Raw genomic sequence first — 23,687 nt, forward strand, 5'->3', positions numbered from 1 at the left:
ACGAATTCGATGAGCTTGAACCGCTACCCCCCAAGGATAGACGGCAATTGCAAGGACTCAGCTCAATATGGAGACCGATCCCAGGTATTTCAAGGCGCGTGGCAGATTGTCGCGATCCAGGCTGTCAAGCCAGTGCAGATTCTCCCAGCTGCGTAGCCAGGTAAACTGCCGCTTGGCCAGTTGGCGCGTGGCAATGATGCCCCTCTCCTGCATTTCTTCACGTGTCAGCTTTCCATCCAGATGATCCCAGACCTGGCGATAACCAACGGCTCTGATGGCGGGCAACCCTGCATGCAGGTCTGCCCTTGAGCGCAATGCCAGTACTTCGTCCAGAAATCCCTGTTCCAGCATTTGCACAAAACGTAATGCGATTCGGTCATGCAAGACCTTGCGATCAGCCGGTGCTATCGCGAGGTTGGCGACAGTATAGGGCAATTGCCCCTGTCCCGATGCTGATCCATCGGCACTTTGCGCAATTTGTTGCTCGTGATGCGCCGTCATGCTGATTCCACTGACCCGATACACCTCAAGCGCCCGGATCAGACGCTGCGGGTCGTTGGGATGGATACGGGCAGCGGACACCGGATCTACCGTTGCCAACTGGTCATGCAATGCCTGCCAGCCATGCGCCTTGGCCTCGGCTTCGAGCCGGGCACGAACCTCGGCATCGGCGGATGGCATGTTGGCCAGGCCCTCCAGTAGAGCCTTGAAATACAACATAGTGCCGCCGACCAGCAAAGGAATGTTTCCACGTGCGGTTATTTGCGCCATGGCCTCCAGTGCATCACGGCGAAAATCAGCCGCCGAATAGCTCTGCGCCGGGTCGAGGATGTCGATCAACCGGTGCGGATACTGCGCCAGTTGCTCTTTTGAAGGCTTGGCAGTGCCGATGTCCATGCCGCGATAAACCAGCGCCGAATCGACGCTGATCAGCTCGCAGGGCAGCACTTTAGTGAGTTCGATGGCCAGATCGGTCTTGCCTGCGGCGGTTGGCCCCATAAGAAAGATGGCCGGAGGTAAAGCGTTCATTCAACGACCGCGCAGGAAGAGTTTGTCCAGATCATCAAGACCCATCTGGGTCCAGGTGGGCCGTCCGTGGTTGCATTGACCGCTGCGCTCGGTGTGTTCCATGTCGCGCAGCAAGGCGTTCATTTCCGGGATGGCCAGGCGCCGGTTGGCGCGCACGGCGCCGTGACAGGCCATGGTGCCGAGCAGTTCGTTCAGGTGCGCCTGCACCCGGTCGCTGGTGCCGTATTCCATCAGGTCGCCCAGCACATCGCTGACCAGCCGGTTGGCTTCGGCCTGCTTGAGCAAGGCAGGAATCTGCCGGATCACCAGGGTTTCCGGGCCCAGCCGATGCAGTTCGAAGCCCAGTTGGCGGAAGGTGTCGAGATGCTCTTCGGCGCAATCGGCTTCGCGCTGGCTGACCGCCAGCGATTCGGGCACCAGCAGCGGCTGGCCGCTGAGGCCTTCCTGAGCCATGGCCACCTTGAGGCGCTCGTACATGATCCGCTCGTGAGCGGCATGCATGTCGACCACCACCAGACCATGGGCATTTTCAGCGAGGATATAAATCCCCTTGAGCTGTGCCAGCGCATAGCCCAGCGGCGGTACATCGCCGCCGGACTCCGGCAATGCGGCCGGAGCCTGGGCAGGGGTTGCCCCCGGCAGCGGCGAAAAGAATTCACGGTAGACGTTTTGCGTCTCGGCGGTCGGCAGGCTGGAGGTCGGACGCGGCGTGTACTGATACCCCGCCCCCGGCCCGGAACCTGCACTGCCGCCATAGGCCGAGCCTTGCGGGCGTTCCAGCGCATGGGCCGCCAGAGTCATTTCACCCTGCGGGCCGAACTCACCGGCCGCAATCCCGGTAGGCCGCGGCGCCTCGGGTTCGACCTGGGTGTCGGTCAGGTGATCCTGCGGGCGCACATCGCCCAGCGCACGGTGCAGGGTGCCGTACAGAAAGTCATGAACCATGCGCCCGTCACGAAAGCGCACCTCATGCTTGGTCGGGTGAACGTTGACGTCCACAGCGGCCGGATCGACCTCCAGAAACAACACGAACGTCGGGTGACGACCGTTGAACAGCACGTCGCGGTACGCCTGACGCACCGCGTGGGCGACCAGTTTATCGCGCACCGCACGGCCATTGACGAAGAAATATTGCAAGTCGGCCTGGCTGCGCGAGAACGTCGGCAAGCCAACCCAACCCCACAAGTGCAGGCCGTTGCGCTCGATGTCGATGGGTAGCGCCTGCTCGAGAAAGCCCGGCCCGCAAATCACTCCGACGCGGCGCGCACGGGCAGTTTCGTCGTGAGCCTCGTGCAGGCTCAGTACGCTCTTGCCGTTATGGCGCAAGTGAAAGCCAACATCGAAACGCGCCAGCGCCATGCGCTTGATGACTTCTTGCAGGTGATCGAATTCGGTCTTCTCGGCCTTGAGAAACTTGCGCCGCGCAGGCGTATTGAAGAACAGGTCGCGTACTTCGACCGAGGTGCCGACCGGGTGCGCCGAAGGCTGGACCCGCGAGTTCATTTCGCGGCCTTCGGTCTCGACCTGCCAGGCCTGATCGGCGCCCTGGGTACGAGAGGTCAGGGTCAGGCGTGACACCGAACTGATCGACGCCAGCGCTTCACCGCGAAAGCCCAGGCTCATGACCCGTTCAAGGTCTTCAAGCTCGCGAATCTTGCTGGTCGCGTGGCGGGCCAGAGCCAGCGGCAGGTCATCGGCCGCAATGCCGCGCCCGTCGTCACGTACCTTGAGCAGCTTGATACCGGCCTGCTCGACATCTACGTCGATGCGCCGGGCACCGGAGTCCAGGCTGTTTTCCAGCAACTCCTTGATTACCGACGCCGGACGCTCGACCACCTCGCCGGCAGCGATCTGGTTGGCCAGCCGAGGGCTGAGCAACTGGATGCGTGCCGCCTCGGTGGCGCTCTCGCAGGCGTCTACAGGCAGGCTGTCAGCAAGCAGATCGGTCATGGCTGTGCGGCGACCTCGGAGCTGGGGATTCGCAGGTCCTGACCAATGCGCAGCTCGTCGGTCTTCAGCGAATTGGCGCTGCGCAGGGTCGCGACGCTCATGTCATAACGCGCGGCGACCATCGCCAGGGTTTCGCCGGAGGTTACGACATGGTTGCGCGGGCCTTGGGCCAGCTTGCCGTTGTCACGCAGCCAGGCGATATAAGTGCCCTGTGGCGGGTTCTGCTGGAAGAACTGCTTGACGCCGGTGTTGATCGAACGCGCCAGCGCCTGCTGGTGCGATGCCGAGGTCAGCTTGCTGGCTTCGTTGGCGTTGGAGATGAACCCGGTCTCGACCAGAATCGATGGAATGTCCGGCGACTTTAGCACCATGAAGCCGGCCTGCTCGACCCGCGACTTGTGCAGCGAAGTCACCCGGCCAATGCTGCTCAGCACTTTCTGGCCAACGTTGAGGCTCGACGACAGCGAAGCAGTCATCGACAGGTCGAGCAACACACCGGCCAGCATGCGGTCCTTGTCGTCCAGGCTGACCGCACCGGCACCGCCGATCAGGTCGGAGCGGTTTTCGCTGTCGGCCAGCCAGCGCGCCGTTTCAGACGTCGCCCCGCGGTCGGACAAGGCAAACACCGAAGCACCGAATGCGGCCTTCGACGGTGCCGCATCGGCGTGAATCGACACGAACAGGTCAGCGCCCTTGGCACGGGCAATCTCGGTACGTTTGCGCAACGGAATGAAGTAATCACCGGTACGGGTCAGTTCGGCGCGATAACCTTTCTCGGCGTTGACCTGACGCTGCAGCTCTTTGGCAATCGACAGCACCACGTGTTTTTCTATCTGGCCCTTGCCGCCCGAGGCGCCTGGGTCTTCGCCACCGTGGCCGGCATCGATCACCACCACGATATCGCGCTTGCCATTGGGCACCGGGGTCAGCTTGATCTCGGGTTTGGCCGGGCTGATCGGCACCGCCGGCGCAGTGGCCACCGTGGTTTCGGGCAGGGCGGGCGGCGGATTGGCATCGGCAGCGTCATCGAACAGGTCGACCACCAGCCGGTTGCCGTACTGCTGGTTGGGCGCCAGGGTAAAGCTCTTGGGGGTGACCGCCTTTTTCAGGTCGATGACCACACGCAGGTCCGTGGGGGTACGCTGCGCCGAGCGCATGCTGGTGATTGGCGTATTGGCCGTGGCGATATTCAGCGGCCCGCCCAGCGTGGCGCCATTGATGTCGATCACCAGACGGTCCGGCGAGGTCAACGTGAAGACGCTGTGCTGCACGGGTCCTGTGAGGTCGAACACCAGACGGGTGTTGTCCGGTGCACGCCACAGGCGAACACTGCGTACCTGGGTGGCGGCCGCCCATACATCCACGGCCAGAGCCATCAACAGCAAACCAAGCACCGCCAGCGGCGCGCGCATGCGCATACTTTTCCCCATATCTATTGGCATTTCTGGTTGAATTCCGTCGCCAGAGCCGAACACCAGCTCTCGCCACGCGAACCTTGCGGGCTCAGGGTCACAGCGCGACCCTGGCCTTGGTGCCTAATGGTAATGGTCAGGTCGGGCTTTGGCAAAAAGCCTGCACCCAGCGCGGGCCATTCGATCAGGCACACAGCATCACTGTCGAAGTAGTCGCGAATGCCCATGAACTCAAGTTCTTCGGGGTCGACCAGCCGATACAGGTCGAAATGAAAAACCCGCAGCGCACCGATTTCATAGGGTTCGACCAGGGTAAAGGTCGGGCTTTTCACCGCGCCCTGATGCCCCAGACTGCGGATCATACCGCGTGACAGGGTGGTCTTGCCCGCCCCCAGATCACCTTCGAGAAAGATCACGCCCTTGGCGCCGACCCACTGCGCAAGCTGCGCACCCAGGGCTGTCATGGCGTCTTCACCATTCACCTGCAGGGTTATTTCAGACACGGTTGATGCTCCTCCAACAAGCGACGAATGACAGCGACAAGGTCACTGGCCAGCAAACCCCGACCGGCCCGACCTGCCTCTTCACCGGCGCTGGCATGCAGCCAGACACCCAGGCAGGCGGCCTCGAACGGCGCCATGTGCTGGGCCAGCAGTGCACCGATCAAACCGGCCAGCACATCGCCCAACCCCGCACTGGCCATGGCCGGATGACCACGATCGCACAGGGCCAGACGCCCCTGGGCATCGGCGATCAGACTGCCGCTGCCCTTCAATACACACACAACCTGATACTTTTTCGCCAGCGCCCGCGCAGCGCCAGGACGATCCGCCTGGACTTCACGGGTTTCGATACCCAGCAGGCGCGCGGCCTCGCCAGGGTGCGGCGTGATCACACCACCGGGCGCAATGCTGGCCTGCCCGGCCGCGAGCATATTAAGGGCATCGGCGTCCCAGACTTGCGGTTTGTCGCTACTGGCTGCCGCCGACAACAAGCTGCGCCCCCAACTGCCCTGCCCCAGGCCCGGCCCGACCACCAGCACGCTGGCCGCCGCGATCAGGCCCATCAATTGATTGGCCGAACTCACTCCGGCACTCATCACCTCGGGCATGCGCACCAACGCTGCCGGAACATGCTCGGGGCGAGTCGCCAGGGTCAACATGCCGGCGCCGCTGCGCAGGGCGCTTTCGGCACTCAAGAGCGCCGCACCGGCAAAACCATGGTCGCCGCCGATCACCAGCACCCGACCATATTGACCCTTATGCGCAGTCGGCGGGCGTGGCGCCAGCGGCGGCAGATTGAAGCTGTCCAGGCGCGTGGCGCTGACAGGCACATCAACGACTAATTGCGGGTCCGCTTGCAGATCATCGAACACCAGCTGCCCGACCAGATCGGGCGCCTGGGCGGTGAACAGACCCAGTTTGAGACCGATAAACGTCACCGTCAGGTCGGCGCGCACGGCGCAGCCCAATACCCGCCCGGTATCGGCACACAAACCCGAGGGAATATCCACGGCAGCCACCGGCAGGTTGGCGGCATTGATGGCGTCGATAGCGCTTTTGTAGGGCTCACGCACTTCACCGGCCAGCCCGGTGCCGAGCAGCGCATCGAGCACCACGCCGGCCAGCGGCTGGCCGAGCCATTGCACGATATCGACACCCTGCGTCTGGGCTTCGGCATGAGCGGCAGCGGCATCGCCGCGCAAAGCCGCCGGATCACCCACCGCCAGCACACGCACCGACCAGCCGGCCTTGTGCGCCAGCGCGGCCACCAGATAACCGTCGCCGGCATTGTTGCCGTGCCCGGCCAGCACGCTCAGAACGGCCGGATCAGACCAACGTCTGCGCATCGCGCGCCAGGTGGCGTGGGCGGCACGCTGCATCAATTCCAGCCCCGGCGTACCGGCGCCAATCAGCCGCGCATCGAGGTCGCGGACCTGCGCTGCGCTGTACAGCGCGTCGGGTAAATGGGCTTGAGTGTCTGGCATGCGCTTACGGACTCCAATGTCTGGCAGAATTATACGCACCTTGGCCCTGGTTTCTCCTTTCGCATGCCCGCTACTACTGCACAACTGACCGACGACGATCTTGCCGCCCTTGCCCAGTCGATCAAGACCTGGGGCCGTGAACTGGGCTTTCAGCAAGTCGGCATCAGCGGGCTGGCGCTCGATGAGCACGAACAGCACCTGCAGCGCTGGCTCGACGCGGGCTATCACGGCGAGATGGATTATATGGCCGCCCATGGCAGCAAACGTTCCCATCCAGAGCAACTGGTGCCCGGCACCTTGCGCGTGGTGTCGCTGCGCATGGACTATTTGCCGGGCGATACCGAGATGAACCAGCGCCTTGGCGAACCGGAAAAAGCCTATGTATCGCGCTACGCGCTGGGCCGCGATTACCACAAGCTGGTACGCAAACGCTTGCAACAATTGGCCGAGCGAATTCAAAAGGACATCGGCCCATTCGGCTTTCGGGCCTTCGTCGACAGCGCGCCGGTACTGGAAAAGGCCATCGCCGAACAGGCAGGTCTGGGCTGGATCGGCAAGAACACCCTGGTGCTCAACCGCAAGGCCGGCAGTTTCTTTTTTCTGGGCGAACTGTTCGTCGACCTGCCCTTGCCGGTCGACGCCCCCCACGCCAGCGAACACTGCGGCCGCTGCACGGCGTGCCTGGACATCTGCCCGACCAACGCTTTCGTAGGCCCCTATGTGCTGGATGCGCGGCGCTGTATTTCGTACCTGACCATCGAACTCAAGACCGCCATTCCGGTGGAACTGAGGCCATTGATTGGCAACCGGGTGTTTGGTTGCGACGACTGCCAGATCGTCTGCCCGTGGAACCGCTTCGCCAAGCCCACCGAACAAAGCGACTTCCAGCCGCGCCACAACCTCGACAACGCAGGCCTGGCCGAGCTGTTCATGTGGGACGAAGAACGCTTTCTGTCCAGCACTGAAGGCTCCCCGCTGCGCCGCGCCGGTTACGAACGCTGGCTGCGCAACCTCGCCGTCGGCCTGGGCAACGCCCCCTCGACCATCAGCGTACTGCAAGCGCTTGAAGCGCGCCGCGACTACCCCTCGGAAATGGTCAGAGAACACGTCGAATGGGCTATCGGGCAGCACGCTGCCCGCACGTAGGACCGACTTTAGTCGGGAAGCAGGCACCGCATAACGGCTTTCCCGGCTAAAGCCGGTCCTACGGGCATTCCAATCACCGTTTTAGTGATCGTCGTTGTAAACGAACTTGGGCATTTCCCATTTGAAGCGGATGGCCAGTAACCGCAGCAGCAACCCGCCCGACAGAGTGATCAGAATCGCCTGCTCGTTCGGCACGTTGAAGTAGCCACACAACAAAAAGCACCACGCCGCCAGAAACGAGACGCTGGCGTACAGCTCGCGGCGGAAGATCAGCGGGATGTCGTTACAGAAGATGTCGCGCAGGATGCCGCCGAACACACCCGTGATCACACCGCACACCGAGGCGATCAACATGCCGTGGCCGGCTTCCAGCGCCGTCATGCAGCCGATCAGGGTGAACGCCACCAGCCCCAGAGCGTCGAGCACCAGAAACAGCGAGCGCAAATGACGCATCAACGGCGCGATAAAGATCGTCACCAGTGCCGCCACACTGGTCAGCACCAGGTATTCAGGGTGCTTGACCCAGGTCAGCGGGTAATGGCCAATCAGCACGTCGCGCACCGAACCACCGCCAAGCGCGGTGACGCAGGCGATCAGCACCACGCCAAACCAGTCCATGCCACGGCGCCCGGCCGACAATGCGCCGGTCATGGCCTCGGCAGTGATGGCAATCAGGTAAAGCATCAACAACATGGCGGCAGCCCCGGCGACAAAGGCGCGCAGTCTACCCAGCCGCCCGGCGCACTGAAAGGGTGCAACGAGGTTTATTCGTTGCCCCTGTGAACCCAGTCGTTACTTGATGAAGTTTTCGCGATAGAAACGCAGTTCTGCGATGGATTCGCGAATGTCGTCCAGTGCCAGATGGGTGCTGCCTTTCTTGAATTTCAGCTCCGGCGACCAGCGCGCGGCCAGTTCCTTGAGCGTCGAGACATCGAGATTGCGGTAATGGAAGTAGTTTTCCAGGCCTTTCATGTGCCGATACAGAAAGCGGCGGTCCTGGCAGATGCTGTTGCCGCAGATCGGCGAGCTGCGCTCTGGCACCCATTGTTTGATGAAGTCCAGAGTCAGGGCTTCCGCTTCAGCGTTACTGATAGTGCTCTCGCGCACCCGCTGGGTCAGGCCGGAACCGCCGTGCTGACGGGTGTTCCACTCGTCCATGCCGGCGAGGATTTCATCGCTCTGATGGATGGCGATCACCGGCCCTTCGGCCAGGGTATTGAGCTCGCTGTCGGTAATGATGGTCGCCATCTCGATGATGACGTCGTGATCAGGATCCAGACCGGTCATTTCCAGGTCGATCCAGATCAGGTTGCTCTTGCTCTGCATGTTTGGGCTCCTCAGCGTAGGCGCGCAGTTTAGCCTAGCCCGGCGTGCTAGTATCGGCCCTTGCATCCCAAGCTGTTCATTTTTGCGGGCCGGTCGCTGCCAGACGGCGTGGCCTGGACCTCACACATCGGAAGTCCCCATGGCCAAACGCCAACTCAATCGCCGCCAGAACTGGCGTATCGAAAAGATCCAGGGCGAGCGCGCCGCTCGCGCCGCCAAACGCGAATCCCAGGCAGTCGAAATCCTTGAAGGTGGCGATCTGGGCCCTGAACAGGTCGGCCTGGTGATTGCCCACTTCGGCGTCCAGGTCGAGGTCGAAGCCCAGGAAGGCGAGCAGAAGGGTCAGACCTACCGCTGCCACTTGCGCGCCAACCTGCCAGCGCTGGTCACCGGCGACCAGGTGGTATGGCGGGCCGGCAACCAGGGTATCGGCGTCATCGTGGCGCAACTGCCACGCAGCACCGAGCTGTGCCGGCCGGATTCGCGCGGCCAGCTCAAGCCGGTAGCAGCCAACGTCGACCTGATCGTGATCGTCTTTGCGCCAATGCCCGAGCCGCACGCCAACCTGATCGACCGTTATCTGGTGGCTGCCGAACATGCCGGCATCCACCCGCTGCTGCTGCTCAACAAGGCCGACCTGATCAACGAGCAGAACGCCGTTGCCCTCAATGAAATGTTGTCGGTGTATCGCGGCCTGGGCTATCCGGTGCTGGAAGTCTCCGCCCATCAAGGCGACGGCATGCAGCAACTCGAAGAGCGCCTGAACGGACAAGTCAGTGTGTTTGTCGGCCAATCCGGGGTGGGCAAATCGTCGCTGGTCAACAGCCTGCTGCCGGACGTCGGCACCCGTGTCGGGCCGCTGTCGGAGTTTTCCGGGCAAGGTACCCACACCACGACCACCGCACGGCTGTTCCATTTCCCCAATGGCGGCGAGCTGATCGACTCACCGGGCATCCGCGAATTCGGCCTGGTGCACGTGAGTCGTCATGACGTGGAAGCCGGCTTTATCGAGTTCAACAACCTGATCGGCACTTGCCGCTTCCGCGACTGCAAGCACGACCGCGAACCTGGCTGCGCGCTGCTCAAGGGACTTGAAGAGGGCCGTATTTCAGCCCAGCGCATGCACAGCTACCGCTCGATCCTGGCCAGCTTGCCGCAGGATGAATACTGATCGGCGCTTACTGACCCGGCGCCCGTACGTTGCCTTGCTCGAACAGGTTCAGCCGCTGGCGAACCTCGTGCGGTAGAGCACCGGCCTGCGGGTCGACCGCCCCCCGGGTCGATGCGCCCGGCGGTGCTGGCGTTGCCGGGGTGCTGGCAGGCGCAGTACCGGTGCCCTGATCACCATCGATAAGCCGCTGGGCCTTTTTGGTCAGTACCACGATGTCGATGCGCCGGTTGATCGGGTTCAGCGGCTTGTCACGATCGTACAGCGCCGACGAGGCATACCCCACCACCCGCGCCACTTGCGACTCGGGGTAGCTGCCCGCCACCAGCGCACGGCGTGCGGCGTTGGCACGACTGGCCGAGAGTTCCCAGTTGCCGAACTCACCGCTACCGGCAAACGGCTTGGCATCGGTGTGGCCGCTGACACTGATCTTGTTCGGCACATCCTTGATGGTGTCGGCCAGGGCCAGCAGAATATCTTCGAAATAAGGCTTGAGCCGCGCACTGCCGGAGTCGAACATCGGCCGGTTGTCGGCATCGACAATCTGGATACGCAAGCCGTCCTGAGTGATTTCGAGCAGAATCTGGTCCTTGAATTTCTGCAGTTGCGGGCTTTCTTCGACCTTGTTCTGCAGCTCTTGCAGCAGCATTTCAAGACGTTCTTTCTCGACCTGATCAGCCTTGGCCTCGGCATCGTCCGCTTCGATCGGCACAGTGTCCGGGCTTGGCGTGCTCTTGATCTCAGGGTTCAGCGAGCGGTCCGGCGCCATTTCCGGCGAACCGCCCAAGTCGATCACATACGGCGAGCCGCTGTCGCTAAAGCCCACCGGGTCCTTGAAGTAGCCGGCAATCGCGACCAACTCTTCAGGGGTGGCGGCCGACATCAGCCACAGCACCAGAAAGAACGCCATCATTGCCGTTGCAAAGTCGGCGAAGGCGATTTTCCAGGCGCCGCCGTGGTGTCCACCGCCGAAGCGTTTGACCCGTTTGACGATTATCGGCTGATTATTTTCCATGGCTTAGCGACCACGTACGGCTTGTTCCAGCTCGGTGAAGCTGGGGCGGTGTGCCGGGTACAGAACCTTGCGGCCGAACTCGACGGCCAGTGAAGGCGGCATGCCGGAAGCGGAAGCGACCAGCGATGCCTTGATGCATTCGTAGACGTTCATCTCTTCCTTGGCATCGTGTGCCAAAGAGGTGGCCAGCGGGCCGAAGAAGCCGTATGCCGCCAGAATACCGAAGAAGGTACCGACCAGTGCCGCACCCACGTGCTGACCGATCGCGGCCTTGTCGCCGGAGCCCAGCGAGGCCATGGTCACCACGATCCCCAGTACCGCTGCCACGATACCGAAGCCGGGCATGCCGTCGGCGATACCGGTCACGGCATGGGAGGGATGCTCAAGCTCCTCTTTCATGCTCAGCAGTTCCATGTCGAACAGGCCTTCGAGCTCGTGCGGCGCCATGTTGCCGGACGACATGATGCGCAGGTAATCGCAGATGTACGCGGTCATGCGCTCATCCTTGAGTACGCCGGGGTACTTGGCGAAGATCGGGCTGGACGCCGGCTCTTCGATGTCGCCTTCGATGGCCATCATGCCTTCACGACGGCTTTTATTGAGAATTTCGTAGATCAGCCCCAGCACTTCGAGGTAGTAGGCATGGGTAAAGCGCGTACTGAACATCTTCAGCGACTTTTTGAACACATGCATGGTCATATGACCCGGGTTGGCCTGCAAGAAGGCACCCAGTGCCGCGCCCCCGATAATCAGGACCTCGAATGGCTGGAACAACGCCATGATCTGACCGTGGGACAGCACGTATCCGCTGAGAACGCTCGCGAAAACGACAATAATGCCGATGATTTTAGCCATAGGTAAAAAATACTTGTTCAGTCGGATTCAGGGATATGTGCGGTGCAACGATGAAACTGCTGTTCTACTTATCGGCCTCACTGAGCCAGACTGTAGTCTGATCGCGTGAAAAACCTGTTTCGTCATTGACTCAGGGTGTAACAATACATGACATCGCAAGGTCTGAATAAGCGTAACCCATCACTGACAGACTATTAGCCGCACAGGCCGCCCCGTATGCCGACAACGCCACACTTCCCACGCCCACGAACGCTCGATGCCTGGGTCAAGCAACTGGATGGCCTTGCGCTGCCGATCCCGCAGCACAACCACGCACATGTGCGCTCTGCGCTGACCGACAGCCGCCGCTCGTTGCGCGAGATCGCCGACATGATGCACGAGAGCCCGGCACTGGTGCTCAGCGTCCTGCGCGAAGCCAACCAGCACACCCATGGCCTGGCCGAACAGGCCGAGAGCCTGGAGGTGGCGCTCAATCGTCTGGGGCTGGCGCGCACCGAAGTGCTGCTCAATCGTCTGCCGGCAAAACCGGCCGATGAGATCCCCAAGGCCTATCGACAACTGATCCTCATCAGCCAGCACGCCACCCAGCAGGCCAGCGGCCTGTTTGCCAGCCGCCTGGCGCGCCTGTGGCAGGACATTCATCTGGGCAGCCTGTTGTTTCTCGCGCCGCTGTGGCCGATGGCGCTGGCGCACCCCAAGCTGCTCGAAGAGTGGGAACTGCGGGTGATCCACAAGGGTGAGTCGAGCCGTAGCGTCGAACAGGAACTGTTCGGCATCAAGCTGCTCGACCTGTGCCTGGCACTGGCCGACACCTGGCGTTTGCCGCTGTGGGTTACCCGTGGCTATACCGTGCTGATCAAGGAGCGTCGCGAATGGGTCAAGGCCCTGCGCATCGCTCGCGAGAACGAAGAACCGTTGCAGCAGCAACGCAACATGGACGCCAACCCGATCCTGCAACGCTGGTTCAACCAGCCGGCCAACACCGTGCTGATGGGCAACGGCCTGGCACTGGCCGCCCAGCAGGCCTGGAACAGCCCGCACTGCCTGCGCTGGGAGTTGCTCAGCAGCCTGTATCTGCAGCAGCCACTGGCCGATGTCCAGCAACAGGTGCACCAGAATGCCGCCAGCAGTGCACGCCAGCATGCGAGCAAGGATTTGTGGCACCCGGCCGAGTCTCTGCTGTGGCCATGGGATTTCAGGCGTATCGCCAATAACCACGAGCCAACGCCGCCGCCTTCGGCCGACGCATTGCAACGCTGGCGCAAGCTGTGTGCAGAACTTCTGGTCGAGCCCAGCCCGTTCAATAACGCCATGCACCTGACCACTCTGGCCCGCGATGCGCTGGTGGCCTGCGGCATGCAGCGGGTCATGCTGTTGATGCCCGACAAGACCGCCAGCCTGCTGCGCGTGCACCAGTTGGCCGGGATGAGCAACGACAACGCCACCTTGCAGTTCCCGCTCAAGGACAGCAAGGTGCTGGCCCGCCTGCTCGGCCAGCCGACGCAATTGCGCCTAACCCCTGCCAACCATGCACAGTTTGCCGCGCTGTTGCCGCCGGTGTTCAAGGCCTTGTTCAAAGGCCAGCACCTGCTGATTCGCTCGCTGAGTTGCAACGGCAAGGTGCTGATGCTGGCCATCGCAGACCAGGGCGGCAGCCCGCTGTCGGAGATTTCCGTGCAGGCCTTTGCCAAAACCGCGCAATGCATCGAGCGGGCATTGGTCAATTTCGTTCAGGTCAAGTCCTGACGCGGACAGGGTTATCGACTTAAGGACTCCCTACAGACACTTTTCAGCGCTGCCTTGGGCTACAATTTGCGCCTTTGCTCATCAAGGGAGGCTGGAAATGTCCGTGTTCAACGACTTGCCGCTGGTCATCGAGCCCAGCGACCTGCAGGCACGCCTGACGGCGCCGGAACTGATTCTCGTCGACCTGACCAATCAGGCGCGCTATGACGCCGGACATATCCCCGGTGCCCGCTTCGTCGAGCCCAAGCGCACCCAGCTGGGTCAACCGCCAGCCCCCGGGCTGGCCCCGAGCCAGACCGACCTGGAGCGCCTGTTCGGCGAACTGGGCCATCGCAGCGATGCGGTCTACGTAGTCTACGACGATGAAGGCGGCGGCTGGTCCGGACGTTTTATCTGGTTGCTCGACGTCATCGGCCACAGCCGCTACCACTACCTCAATGGCGGTGTTCTGGCGTGGGCCGAAGACGGCCTGGCCTTGTCCACCGACACCCCGGCGGCGGGCACGACGCCGGTGAGCCTGGAACTGCACGAGCAACCCACCGCCACCCGTGAATACCTGCAAAGCCGCCTGGGCGCCGATGACCTGGCGATCTGGGATGCCCGCGCACCGGAGGAGTTTTCCGGGGCAAAGGTGCTGTCGGCAAAAGGCGGGCACATTCCTGGCGCGGTCAATTTCGAATGGACCGACGGCATGGACAAGGCACGCCAGCTGCGCATCCGCCAGGACCTGCGCCAGGCGCTGGAAGAGCTGGGCATTACCCCGGACAAGGAAGTGATCACCCACTGCCAGAGCCATCGCCGCTCCGGCTTCACCTATCTGGCCGCCAAGGCGCTGGGCTACCCGCGGGTCAAGGCTTACGCCGGCTCCTGGAGCGAATGGGGCAATCACCCCGACACCCCGGTCGAACAATAAACCGGCAGCCTGCGCCCGTTGCGCGCAGGCTTCCATCACAGGCTTCCATCAAGAGGTTAGGAACGATTAATGAAAGAGCGTCTGTTTATTCTGAGCCAGTACCTGCTGCCCCATCATTTGTTGTCGCGCCTGGCCGGCTGCATCGCCGAGTGCCGGGTGACCTGGTTCAAGAACGCCTTTACCGCGTGGTTCGCTCGCCGCTATCAGATCGACATGTCCTTGGCGCAGGTCGAAGACATTCACGGTTATGAGCACTTCAACGCCTTCTTCACCCGCGCCCTGAAGCCTGACGCTCGCCCACTGGACACCACGCCCGACGCGATTCTCAGCCCTGCCGACGGCGCCATCAGCCAGTTGGGCCCGATCGAACAGGGCCGTCTGTTCCAGGCCAAGGGCCATAGCTTCAGCGCGCTTGAACTGCTGGGCGGCGACCCGGCCCTGTCGGCGCCGTTCATGGGCGGCGAATTCGCCACCGTGTACCTGTCGCCCAAGGACTACCACCGCGTGCACATGCCGCTGGCCGGCACCCTGCGTGAAATGGTCTATGTGCCGGGGCGCATCTTTTCGGTCAACCAGACCACGGCCGAAAACGTGCCAGAACTGTTTGCCCGCAACGAGCGCGTGGTCTGCATTTTCGATACCGAACGTGGCCCGATGGCCATGGTACTGGTCGGCGCAATGATCGTCGCTTCGGTCGAAACCGTCTGGGCCGGGCTGGTCACGCCACCCAAGCGCACGCTGAAAACCGTACGCTATGACGAAGCCGCACGTGCACCGATCCATCTGGAAAAAGGCGCCGAGATGGGCCGTTTCAAACTGGGCTCTACCGTCATCGTCCTGTTCGGCCCCGAGCAAGTGAAATGGGCTGAAAACCTGACGGCCGGATCAGCGGTCAACATGGGTCAGGCACTCGCGCACGCAACGAAGGTATGATCCGGAGGGTCGATCAGGACGGTATGTTTTTATAGCGGGTTCTGATCGGCCCCTGCGATGGCTAAAAGCCAGATTAAGCTGCGATGTTAGTCTGATGCTGTTACAGTCGGCCCATCGGTGTTGTAGGACACTCTGCATTTAATCGGTACTCGCACACCGCCTGGATCAAGGCCGTGCGCGACTACCCGCCTTGAATGCCACCGTTCGGGCCAGTAATACCAGGAGTCTGCCTGTCACATGAGCAACTTGAGCTTTCCTTTGTTGTTGCGTGTTCCAGCACCGACACAGTCGAGCCTGACCTTCTGTGAAGCCAGCCCGCGCGACCTGAAGCGCTGGATCTCGACCCTTCCCAAGGCGAACCTGGGCGAAATGGCCCGGCAATTGTATCAAGGTCTTACAGAGCTCAACCTGCTGGTCACCCCCAGCGCAAACCGCCTGCAGTTGCTGGAGTTGCTGCGCCCAGAAGTGTATTTCGTCTGCAAGCACCTGGAACGCCACTTTCTCAATCAGTCCATCGTTCTGGACGAGCGCCCGCGCAAGGTCGCCAACCTGTGCCAGGCCCTGCAAAACCATCTGGCAACCGGTTATAAACTGATCATCCACCGCATCGCGCCGAAGTACACCCGCGAACGCGCCACCCTGTTCACCACAGCACTGCAACGCGCCTTGCACTGCCTGAACGGGCCCTTGGTGCGCGCAAGCCAGCTGTACTGCCCGGTACAGGACGGCCTGTGGCTTGAACTGCACCAGATGTATCAGATCGCTCGCCAGTATCAGTTGCACAATGCTCAGGTGCCAGAACCCCAGGCGCTGCATGTACGCAGCCTGAGCATCGAGCAGACCTACGTCATCGCCCTGATGATGGGCAACGCACGCTGTAACCAGATGCGCCAGCTCAATATCGGCAAACTGGCCGAGGCGCTGGAGGCCTGGAGCAGCCAAGTGCAACTGCAGGATGCTCATAAAGAGGGCAGTCTGTTTGCCGTGGACCCCACGGCCGACAAACCACCGCGCTATCGCAGTCTGTTTGGCGAAGAGCTGATACCGCAGTTGCTCGGGGTCAACTCGCTGCAACTGGCCAGTGCAATCCATCAATACCTCGAGCTGCCAGCCGAACAACGCGGGCAAGCGGCTCTGTCGGTACCGCCCGGCATCAGCACCGACCTGCTGCAACATCTGGCGGTGGCCTGGGGCGATGTGGCCGAACGGACCTTTCAGCGCACCCCTGGCCAGGGTACGCTGAAACTGTGCCTGGGCATGAGCGCCCTGCACTACTACCTGGGCGGACGAAAGTCGTTCAGCGAGCAACTGCAATTGCCGGCAGCCAGCAAGCCGGCGGACTTCAGCCTCAAGCTGGTCAACGATAACGACGACCCATGGTCACAAGCGTTCGATACTCAGCGCGGCAACACCTCATCGACCTTGCTGCCGCTCGAGGAAATCGAATACCCGCAAGCCGAGGGCGATGCTGACGGCAGCAACGCCCAGCATGATTTCCCGACGTATGAGTTGAATATCGTCAACCACAGCCCAGGCGGCTATTGCCTGGCCTGGCAGAAAGAGGTGCCCAGCCAGTTACAGGCGGGCGAAGTGATCGGCTTGCAGGATGAGAGCGGACCCGGCTGGAGTGTCGCCATCGTGCGCTGGATACGTCAGGTGCGCAGCGGTGGCACGCAGATGGGCATCGAACTGATCGCGCCGTTCGCCCAGCCCTGCGGCATGCAATTGATTGGCGAACTGCAAAACAGCCAGTACCTGCGCAGCCTGATGCTGCCCGAGATACGCCCGATGGAAAAACCGCCGACGGTGCTGGCGCCGCGACTGCCCTTCAAGGAGGGCAACAAGGTGATGATGAATGTAAATGGCGACGAGAAACGTGCGGCCCTCAAAGGCCGCCACATTGCCAGTGCCAGCTACAACCAGTTCGAGTATCAGATATTCGAAGCGCCGAAAGTCGCCGGCCAGGACAAGTCCCGTACCGGCGAAGAATTCGAATCGTTGTGGGGCACGCTGTAGCTTCAAGCTTCAAGCTTCAAGCGCTTGCAGCTTGTATCTTGCGTCTTAGCTCCGGCCTTCGCGGTCGCGGAAACCCAGCAGGTACAGAATCCCGTCCAGCCCCAGGGTAGAAATCGCCTGTTTGGCCGATTGCTTGACCAGCGGTTTCGCACGGAACGCCACACCCAGACCCGCAATCGCCAGCATCGGCAGGTCGTTGGCGCCGTCGCCCACAGCGATGGTCTGCTCCAGGCTCAACCCTTCCTTGCGCGCCAGTTCACGCAGCAGGTCGGCTTTGCGCTGAGCATCGACGATAGGCTCGACGGCGACGCCGGTCACACGACCGTCGACCACTTCCAGTTCATTGGCGAACACGTAGTCGATGCCCAGCTTTTCCTGCAACTGCCTGGCGAAGTAGGTGAAGCCACCGGACAAGATCGCCGTCTTGTACCCCAGGCGCTTGAGCTCGGCGAACAGGTTTTCAGCCCCTTCGGTCAGGCGCAGCGACGCGCCGATTTCGTCCAGCACATTGATGTCCAGGCCCTTGAGCAGCGCCAGGCGCTCCTTGAAGCTGGCGCGAAAATCCAGCTCGCCGGCCATGGCCCGCTCAGTGATGGCCGAAACCTGCTCACCGACGCCTGCAGCCTTGGCCAGTTCGTCGATGACCTCGGCCTCGATCAGCGTCGAGTCCATGTCGAACACCGCCAGACGGCGATTGCGGCGGAACAGCGAGTCCTGCTGAAACGCGATGTCGACGTTCAGCTCTTGGGCCACGCTCAGGAACTCGGCCTGCATGGCCTTGAGATCGCCCGCTTCGCCGCGTACCGAAAACTCGATGCAGCCCTTGCTCTTGTCATCCGGGGTATCCAGCGGCGTGCGCCCGGACAGGCGATCGATCTGATCGATGTTCAGGCCATAGCGCGCAATGATCGAGCTGACGCATTGCAGTTGCTCGGCGGTGACCTTGCGGGTCAGCAGCGTGACGATGTGCCGGGCCTTGCCCTGGCCGTCGACCCAGTGCTGGTAATCGGCTTCGGACACCGGGGTAAAACGCACTTGCTGGTCGAGTTTGTAGGCGGTGAACAAAACCTCTTTGAGCACCGAGGAACCCTGCACCGTATCCGGAATCTCAACCAGGATGCCAAACGACAGCGTGTCGTGGATCACTGCCTGACCAATATCGAGAATGTTCACGCCACCCTGGGCGAGAGCGCCGGTAATGGCTGCGGTGAGACCGGGACGATCCTCACCAGTGATGTTAATCAGGACGATTTCGCGCAAGGCGCACCCCCGCTATGGAAAAAAACCGCATTCTACCTGCTTTCAAGGCCTATCGGGCACAGCCAGCGCTTTGCCGTCTCAGGGGCGCTCGCTATACTGCGCGGCAACTTCTTCGAAAGAGCCGTGCTCTGTGAACCGGCCCACGCCTGTCAAATCCGATAACTTCTTCCTGCTGATCTTTCGTGCCCTGCGTCATCGCCGTGTACCGATTGCCCTGCGTATCGCCAGCCATAACGTGATTCTGGTGGCCTTGGCGCTGGTGATCTACGCCGGCGTCATGGGCTTGCAGTTCAAGCAGGCCATGCATGAGCAGGCCGATGCCCTGGGTCAGGCGCTGACCACCCAGACCGCGACCTCGGCCACCGAGCTGCTGGTGTCCAACGACATCCTTAGTCTCAATGTGCTGCTGGGCAACCTGGTGAAGAACCCGCTGGTGGCACACGCGGCGATCTACAGCGTCGACAACCGCATCCTTGCCGAAGCCGGACAGCGCCCCAAAAGCGGCCTGCTGGGTGAAACCGAGGGGCTGTACGAAATCAAGATCACCTTTCAGGACGTGATGGCAGGTCATCTGCGCATCAGCCTGGACATGTCGCAATTCCAGCAGCCGCTGACCATCAGCCTGCAAAGCATGGGCATTCTGGCCGGGATCCTGCTGGCACTGGCCCTGGCGCTCAGCCTGCGCCTGGGCCGGCATATTTCCACGCCACTGCTGCAGTTGCGCCTGTGGCTGCGCCATATCGACCCTTATACGCCGGGCACCGAGCGTCAGGACGAAGTCGGTGACCTGGCCCGCCAGCTGCGCGCCTCGTTCGCACCGCCCGAGCCTGAACAGCCACCGGAGCCGGAGTACGATCCTGAACTGATCGACGACGATCTCGACGACTCGTCGTTTTCGGCCCGTGACGATGAAATCATCGAGCCACCGGTCAAGCCACGTCTGGCAGCAGCACCTGTGCCACGACGTATCGTTGCCGAAGAAGACCTGGACGATGACGAGGCGTTCGCCGACCTGCGCGAGCATGCAGCGCCTGCCGCTCGCCTGGCCGCGCTGCCGGTCGCAGCACCGGCCTATGTGGCGCCGGCTCATGACGAACCGCAACACAGTGCAATTCTGGCCGCACAACTGGGGGCTCAGGACCAACTGCGACGCCTGCCCCGTGCGCGCCTGAACGACCTGCTGCAGCGCTATCGCGACTGCCTGGAGCAGGCGGCCTCGCTGTACGATGGCGAAGTCCACACCCTGAATGACGGCAGCACACTGTTGCTGTTCCACAGCCAGGTCAGTGGCGAGGATTACCTCACTAACGCCATCTGCTGTGGCGAGCTGCTGCGTGCGCTGAGCCACGCCTTGCAGGTCGAAGTCGCCGACAGCGGCATCACCCTGCAACTGCAATTGGGCCTGACACTGGGCGAGGGTCTGAAAGGACTGAGCCAGATCGACTTGCTGCTGACCGAAAAAGCCCAGGACGCCCTGGCCCTGTCGCAACACAGCCGCAACCTGCTGCTGGTCGAACGCTCGGTCAACGACGATGAGCTGATTCGCCAGCGCGCACGCATCCGCCCTATCGCCAGCCCCGAAGGTGCGTGTTGTGTGGAACGCTTGATGGAGCCCTACCCGTCGATGCTCGAGCGCCAGCTGGCACGCATGCACGACGTGTAGGGCGAATCCGTACGTAGGAGCTGCTTTAGCAGCGAAGGGCGCGAATCGGTGTCGCCTGCTTCCCGACTAAAGTCGGTCCTACGGGGCCGCCCGACGGATCGCCGTACGGTCGGCCCTACGGGAGTGCAATCAGAAGCGGAACACTTCAAGATCGGTGCGGATAGGCGCGGCCATTGGGATCTTTGGCTTTTCGGCCTGCGGTTTGGTACGCACGACAGGCGCCTTTTTCGGTTCTTCAGGCGGCTGCCAGGCAATCGGCTTGATCGCGGTGCTGACCTGATCGGCCAGGCGCTGCAACAGAATACCCTGCGCCTTGACCTGTGCTGCTGTCGTTCCGCTGTGCACCTCTTCGAGATGCACGAGACGGCTGTCGCGTACGTTGCCCTTGCGGTCCAGCAGACGCCATTGAGCGTCGAGGATTGCAGGTTGCTTGCTGCCCGAGTCCAGCCGGGTGATGGACAACAGAATCTGTACGTCGGGCGAGAAGCTGGCGCCCGTCGCTGGCGCCAGGACGACGCGCTGGCTGTCGAGCTTCCAGGCGATCTGGCGCAACAATAACTGATCGATATCGGACGACAGGTTACCGGCCCAGCGACCATCGGTGGCAGCGGTCAGGGTGCCGTCGGGCTGGCGTTGCAGCAGGGTTTCACGTTGCAAATAGTCGGCTATGGAAACCGGGCCCAGCAACACCGCAAGCCCGGCGCCCTGTTTGGGCTGGCCCGGCTCGCCGCTGTCAAGCTGATACAGCGCGGCAGGCTGATGCACACTGCAGCCGGCAAGGCCGAGTACACCGGTCATCAGCAAAATAAAGGGGAGGCGTCGGAAATTCATCGTCCCGTCCAGGAACCTGCGAGCGGCAGGTTACAAATTGAAAGCTCGTCAAAGTCATACAGGCACAGAGCCACGCCTGTTTAAAGACCCCATATCATCCGCGAATATCGGTCATGACTCCAGCGATTCTGCGGCGATCTTCGCTGCAAAACGAAGATCGCTGACCATAAACAACTGTTTTCAGCTGTTTTCTACCAACAGCGCGTCTACTCGCTGGAAGCCCCGTGGCAGCTTGTTGCCGCGTCGGCCACGCTCGCCCTTGTAGTGATCCAGGTCGTCGGCCTTGAGCGACAGCGTGCGCTTGCCGGCCTGCAATACCAGCGTCGCGCCTTCAGGAATAACCGCAAGGTCGCTGACATACTCTTCGCGGCTGGCCACCCGCTCGCCGGGCACGCCGATGATCTTGTTGCCCTTGCCCTTGCCCAGTTGCGGCAGGTCGCTGATGCGGAACACCAGCAGGCGACCTTCGGTGGTCACCGCCGCCAGCCAGTTGCTCTCACGGTCGCCGACCGGGCGCGGCGGAATGACTTTCGAGCCGCCCGGCAAGGTCAGCAAGGCCTTGCCGGCCTTGTTCTTAGCTTGCAGGTCGTCGCCCTTGACCACGAATCCGTAGCCGGCATCGGAGGCAATCACGTACAGCGCCTCGTCTTCGGGCAGCAACACGCATTCAAAGGTCGCACCCGGCGGCGGTTGCAGCTTGCCGGTCAACGGCTCGCCCTGCCCCCTGGCCGACGGCAGGGTGTGCGCAGCCACCGAATAGCTGCGCCCGGTCGAGTCGATGAACACCGCAAACTGGTTGGAGCGACCGATGGCCGAGGTCTTGAAGCCGTCGCCGGCTTTATAAGACAGCCCGGTGGCGTCGATGTCGTGGCCCTTGGCGCAGCGCACCCAGCCTTTCTCGGACATCACCACCGTCACCGGCTCGGTTGGCATCAGCTCGTTTTCCGACAGCGCACGGGCCTCGGCACGCTCGACAATCGGCGAGCGGCGATCGTCGCCATAGGTTTCGGCGTCGGCAATCAGCTCGGTGCGCACCAGTTTGCGCAGCTTGGTGTCGCTGCCCAGCAGGGCCTTGAGTTTGGCTTGCTCCTTGCGCAAGGCATCCTGCTCGCCGCGCAGCTTCATTTCTTCGAGACGCGCCAGCTGCCGCAGACGGGTGTCGAGAATATAGTCGGCCTGAATTTCCGACAGTCCGAAACGCGCGATCAGGTCGGCCTTTGGCTGGTCGGAGGTGCGGATGATGTGGATAACTTCATCCAGGTTCAGGTAGGCGGTCAGCAAACCGTCCAACAGGTGCAGGCGATGCTCGACCTTGTCCAGGCGGAACTGTAAACGGCGGCGCACGGTGCCGATACGGAACGTCAGCCACTCGCTGAGCAACACCCGCAGGTTCTTGAGCTGCGGCTTGCCGTCCAGACCAATGATGTTGATGTTGACGCGGTAGCTCGATTCAAGGTCGGTGGTGGCGAACAGGTGCTGCATGAGTTCGGCGGCATCGATGCGGTTGGAGCGCGGAATGATCACGATACGGCACGGGTTTTCGTGGTCCGACTCGTCGCGCAGGTCGGCGACCATCGGCAGCTTCTTGGCCTGCATCTGCGCAGCGATCTGCTCCAGCACCTTGGCGCCGGAAACCTGATGCGGCAGCGCGGTGACCACGATGTCGCCGTCTTCGACCCGGTACACGGCGCGCATGCGCACCGAACCCTTGCCGGTTTCGTAAATCTTCAGCAGGTCGGCACGCGGGGTGATGATTTCCGCTTCGGTCGGATAATCCGGCCCTTGAATGAAGCTGCACAGCTCTTCGACGGTGGCCTTGGGCTCGTCAAGCAAGTGCACACAGGCATTGGCCACCTCGCGCAGGTTATGCGGCGGCACATCGGTGGCCATGCCCACGGCAATACCCGTGGTGCCATTGAGCAGGATATTGGGCAAACGCGCCGGCAACACGGCAGGCTCATCGAGGGTGCCGTCGAAGTTAGGCACCCAGTCTGCGGTGCCCTGGCCCAGCTCGCTGAGCAGCACTTCGGAATAGCGCGACAGACGCGCTTCGGTGTAACGCATGGCCGCGAACGACTTCGGATCGTCCGGCGCACCCCAGTTGCCCTGGCCGTCGACCAGGGTGTAGCGGTAGCTGAACGGCTGGGCCATCAGCACCATGGCTTCATAGCAGGCCGAGTCGCCGTGCGGGTGGAACTTGCCGAGCACGTCGCCGACGGTGCGCGCCGACTTCTTGTGCTTGGCATCGGCGCCCAGGCCCAGCTCGCTCATGGCGTACACGATACGGCGCTGCACCGGCTTGAGGCCGTCGCCGATGTGCGGCAGTGCGCGGTCCATGATCACGTACATGGAATAGTTGAGATAGGCCTGTTCGGTGAAGTCCGCCAGGGAGCGGCGTTCGACGCCGTCCAGGCTGAGGTCAAGGGAGTCGCTCATG

The 23,687-nt window shown here is 62.1% G+C and carries 19 protein-coding genes; 7 read left to right on the forward strand and 12 right to left on the reverse strand.

Going from position 1 to position 23,687, the window contains the following annotated elements:
* Positions 1 to 57: 57 nt before the first annotated feature.
* From miaA to ACYP2A_RS16200, 5 genes are read right to left on the reverse strand one after another with little or no spacing between them, the layout of a single operon-like run.
* On the reverse strand, positions 58 to 1,029 hold the full coding sequence (miaA, locus tag ACYP2A_RS16180; protein WP_459746496.1) for a tRNA (adenosine(37)-N6)-dimethylallyltransferase MiaA: 972 nt from the start codon (positions 1,027 to 1,029) through the stop codon (positions 58 to 60).
* Complete coding sequence (gene mutL / locus ACYP2A_RS16185; protein WP_459746499.1) at positions 1,030 to 2,979, reverse strand: DNA mismatch repair endonuclease MutL; 1,950 nt, start codon at positions 2,977 to 2,979, stop codon at positions 1,030 to 1,032.
* Positions 2,976 to 4,397 carry an N-acetylmuramoyl-L-alanine amidase gene (locus ACYP2A_RS16190; protein WP_459746501.1) on the reverse strand — a complete coding sequence of 474 codons (1,422 nt, stop codon included), beginning with the start codon at positions 4,395 to 4,397 and terminating at the stop codon, positions 2,976 to 2,978. The genes mutL and ACYP2A_RS16190 overlap by 4 nt, the downstream gene beginning before the upstream one ends.
* 14 nt (positions 4,398 to 4,411) lie before the next feature.
* Positions 4,412 to 4,894, reverse strand: a complete 483-nt coding sequence (gene tsaE / locus ACYP2A_RS16195) for a tRNA (adenosine(37)-N6)-threonylcarbamoyltransferase complex ATPase subunit type 1 TsaE (protein ID WP_459746503.1) — start codon at positions 4,892 to 4,894, stop codon at positions 4,412 to 4,414.
* Complete coding sequence (locus tag ACYP2A_RS16200; RefSeq protein WP_459746505.1) at positions 4,882 to 6,378, reverse strand: NAD(P)H-hydrate dehydratase; 1,497 nt, start codon at positions 6,376 to 6,378, stop codon at positions 4,882 to 4,884. The genes tsaE and ACYP2A_RS16200 overlap by 13 nt, the downstream gene beginning before the upstream one ends.
* 63 nt (positions 6,379 to 6,441) lie before the next feature.
* Between ACYP2A_RS16200 and queG the strand changes: the two genes are divergently transcribed.
* A complete protein-coding gene (gene queG / locus ACYP2A_RS16205; protein ID WP_459746507.1) occupies positions 6,442 to 7,524 on the forward strand; it encodes a tRNA epoxyqueuosine(34) reductase QueG in 1,083 nt (360 codons plus the stop codon).
* An 81-nt stretch (positions 7,525 to 7,605) separates the two neighbouring features.
* On the opposite strand, the gene ACYP2A_RS16210 is transcribed toward queG, so the two are convergent.
* A complete protein-coding gene (locus ACYP2A_RS16210) occupies positions 7,606 to 8,217 on the reverse strand; it encodes a trimeric intracellular cation channel family protein (protein ID WP_459746509.1) in 612 nt (203 codons plus the stop codon).
* A 99-nt stretch (positions 8,218 to 8,316) separates the two neighbouring features.
* Positions 8,317 to 8,850, reverse strand: a complete 534-nt coding sequence (gene orn, locus ACYP2A_RS16215; RefSeq protein WP_459746511.1) for an oligoribonuclease — start codon at positions 8,848 to 8,850, stop codon at positions 8,317 to 8,319.
* Positions 8,851 to 8,989: 139 nt separating this feature from the next.
* Here orn and rsgA point away from each other — a divergent pair, with 139 nt between their 5' ends.
* On the forward strand, positions 8,990 to 10,021 hold the full coding sequence (gene rsgA, locus ACYP2A_RS16220) for a small ribosomal subunit biogenesis GTPase RsgA (protein WP_459746513.1): 1,032 nt from the start codon (positions 8,990 to 8,992) through the stop codon (positions 10,019 to 10,021).
* A gap of 7 nt (positions 10,022 to 10,028) precedes the next feature.
* On the opposite strand, the gene motB is transcribed toward rsgA, so the two are convergent.
* Positions 10,029 to 11,033 (reverse strand): flagellar motor protein MotB, encoded by a 1,005-nt coding sequence (motB, locus tag ACYP2A_RS16225; RefSeq protein WP_459746516.1) that lies wholly within the window; start codon positions 11,031 to 11,033, stop codon positions 10,029 to 10,031.
* Positions 11,034 to 11,036: 3 nt separating this feature from the next.
* On the reverse strand, positions 11,037 to 11,888 hold the full coding sequence (gene motA, locus ACYP2A_RS16230) for a flagellar motor stator protein MotA (protein ID WP_459746518.1): 852 nt from the start codon (positions 11,886 to 11,888) through the stop codon (positions 11,037 to 11,039).
* Between the two features lie 216 nt (positions 11,889 to 12,104).
* Between motA and ACYP2A_RS16235 the strand changes: the two genes are divergently transcribed.
* The 4 genes from ACYP2A_RS16235 (at position 12,105) to ACYP2A_RS16250 (ending at position 17,496) form a co-directional block, all read left to right on the forward strand.
* Positions 12,105 to 13,634, forward strand: coding sequence for an HDOD domain-containing protein (locus ACYP2A_RS16235; RefSeq protein WP_459746522.1), 1,530 nt, complete (start codon positions 12,105 to 12,107; stop codon positions 13,632 to 13,634).
* A 97-nt stretch (positions 13,635 to 13,731) separates the two neighbouring features.
* Positions 13,732 to 14,547, forward strand: coding sequence for a rhodanese-like domain-containing protein (locus ACYP2A_RS16240; protein WP_459746524.1), 816 nt, complete (start codon positions 13,732 to 13,734; stop codon positions 14,545 to 14,547).
* A gap of 69 nt (positions 14,548 to 14,616) precedes the next feature.
* On the forward strand, positions 14,617 to 15,480 hold the full coding sequence (asd, locus tag ACYP2A_RS16245) for an archaetidylserine decarboxylase (protein ID WP_459746527.1): 864 nt from the start codon (positions 14,617 to 14,619) through the stop codon (positions 15,478 to 15,480).
* 237 nt (positions 15,481 to 15,717) lie between these two features.
* The gene (locus ACYP2A_RS16250; RefSeq protein ID WP_459746531.1) at positions 15,718 to 17,496 is read left to right on the forward strand and encodes a molecular chaperone; all 1,779 of its coding nucleotides are present in this window, start codon (positions 15,718 to 15,720) and stop codon (positions 17,494 to 17,496) included.
* Between the two features lie 45 nt (positions 17,497 to 17,541).
* On the opposite strand, the gene serB is transcribed toward ACYP2A_RS16250, so the two are convergent.
* Positions 17,542 to 18,756 carry a phosphoserine phosphatase SerB gene (serB, locus tag ACYP2A_RS16255; protein ID WP_459746533.1) on the reverse strand — a complete coding sequence of 405 codons (1,215 nt, stop codon included), beginning with the start codon at positions 18,754 to 18,756 and terminating at the stop codon, positions 17,542 to 17,544.
* Between the two features lie 130 nt (positions 18,757 to 18,886).
* Between serB and ACYP2A_RS16260 the strand changes: the two genes are divergently transcribed.
* Positions 18,887 to 20,419 (forward strand): histidine kinase, encoded by a 1,533-nt coding sequence (locus tag ACYP2A_RS16260; protein ID WP_459746534.1) that lies wholly within the window; start codon positions 18,887 to 18,889, stop codon positions 20,417 to 20,419.
* Positions 20,420 to 20,548: 129 nt separating this feature from the next.
* Here ACYP2A_RS16260 and ACYP2A_RS16265 read toward each other — a convergent pair whose 3' ends face one another.
* Together ACYP2A_RS16265 and parC are read right to left on the reverse strand one after the other, a co-directional pair.
* Positions 20,549 to 21,250 (reverse strand): PqiC family protein, encoded by a 702-nt coding sequence (locus tag ACYP2A_RS16265; RefSeq protein WP_459746536.1) that lies wholly within the window; start codon positions 21,248 to 21,250, stop codon positions 20,549 to 20,551.
* Between the two features lie 180 nt (positions 21,251 to 21,430).
* Entirely contained in the window at positions 21,431 to 23,686 is a 2,256-nt protein-coding gene (gene parC / locus ACYP2A_RS16270; RefSeq protein ID WP_459746539.1) for a DNA topoisomerase IV subunit A, read from the reverse strand.
* Position 23,687: the final 1 nt, after the last annotated feature.

This window comes from Pseudomonas sp. 3A(2025) (genome assembly GCF_054589175.1).

What these genes read in the sequence shown, in the direction of transcription:
- ACYP2A_RS16210 (WP_459746509.1), bottom strand. Translation starts at nt 8,217, where the DNA reads ATGTTGTTGATGCTTTACCTGATTGCCATCACTGCCGAGGCCATGACC.
- motB (WP_459746516.1), bottom strand. Translation starts at nt 11,033, where the DNA reads ATGGAAAATAATCAGCCGATAATCGTCAAACGGGTCAAACGCTTCGGC.
- mutL (WP_459746499.1), bottom strand. Translation starts at nt 2,979, where the DNA reads ATGACCGATCTGCTTGCTGACAGCCTGCCTGTAGACGCCTGCGAGAGC.
- ACYP2A_RS16250 (WP_459746531.1), top strand. Translation starts at nt 15,718, where the DNA reads ATGAGCAACTTGAGCTTTCCTTTGTTGTTGCGTGTTCCAGCACCGACA.
- orn (WP_459746511.1), bottom strand. Translation starts at nt 8,850, where the DNA reads ATGCAGAGCAAGAGCAACCTGATCTGGATCGACCTGGAAATGACCGGT.
- ACYP2A_RS16190 (WP_459746501.1), bottom strand. Translation starts at nt 4,397, where the DNA reads ATGCGCATGCGCGCGCCGCTGGCGGTGCTTGGTTTGCTGTTGATGGCT.
- queG (WP_459746507.1), top strand. Translation starts at nt 6,442, where the DNA reads ATGCCCGCTACTACTGCACAACTGACCGACGACGATCTTGCCGCCCTT.
- rsgA (WP_459746513.1), top strand. Translation starts at nt 8,990, where the DNA reads ATGGCCAAACGCCAACTCAATCGCCGCCAGAACTGGCGTATCGAAAAG.
- ACYP2A_RS16200 (WP_459746505.1), bottom strand. Translation starts at nt 6,378, where the DNA reads ATGCCAGACACTCAAGCCCATTTACCCGACGCGCTGTACAGCGCAGCG.
- ACYP2A_RS16240 (WP_459746524.1), top strand. Translation starts at nt 13,732, where the DNA reads ATGTCCGTGTTCAACGACTTGCCGCTGGTCATCGAGCCCAGCGACCTG.
- parC (WP_459746539.1), bottom strand. Translation starts at nt 23,686, where the DNA reads ATGAGCGACTCCCTTGACCTCAGCCTGGACGGCGTCGAACGCCGCTCC.
- ACYP2A_RS16235 (WP_459746522.1), top strand. Translation starts at nt 12,105, where the DNA reads ATGCCGACAACGCCACACTTCCCACGCCCACGAACGCTCGATGCCTGG.
- miaA (WP_459746496.1), bottom strand. Translation starts at nt 1,029, where the DNA reads ATGAACGCTTTACCTCCGGCCATCTTTCTTATGGGGCCAACCGCCGCA.
- motA (WP_459746518.1), bottom strand. Translation starts at nt 11,888, where the DNA reads ATGGCTAAAATCATCGGCATTATTGTCGTTTTCGCGAGCGTTCTCAGC.
- asd (WP_459746527.1), top strand. Translation starts at nt 14,617, where the DNA reads ATGAAAGAGCGTCTGTTTATTCTGAGCCAGTACCTGCTGCCCCATCAT.
- ACYP2A_RS16265 (WP_459746536.1), bottom strand. Translation starts at nt 21,250, where the DNA reads ATGAATTTCCGACGCCTCCCCTTTATTTTGCTGATGACCGGTGTACTC.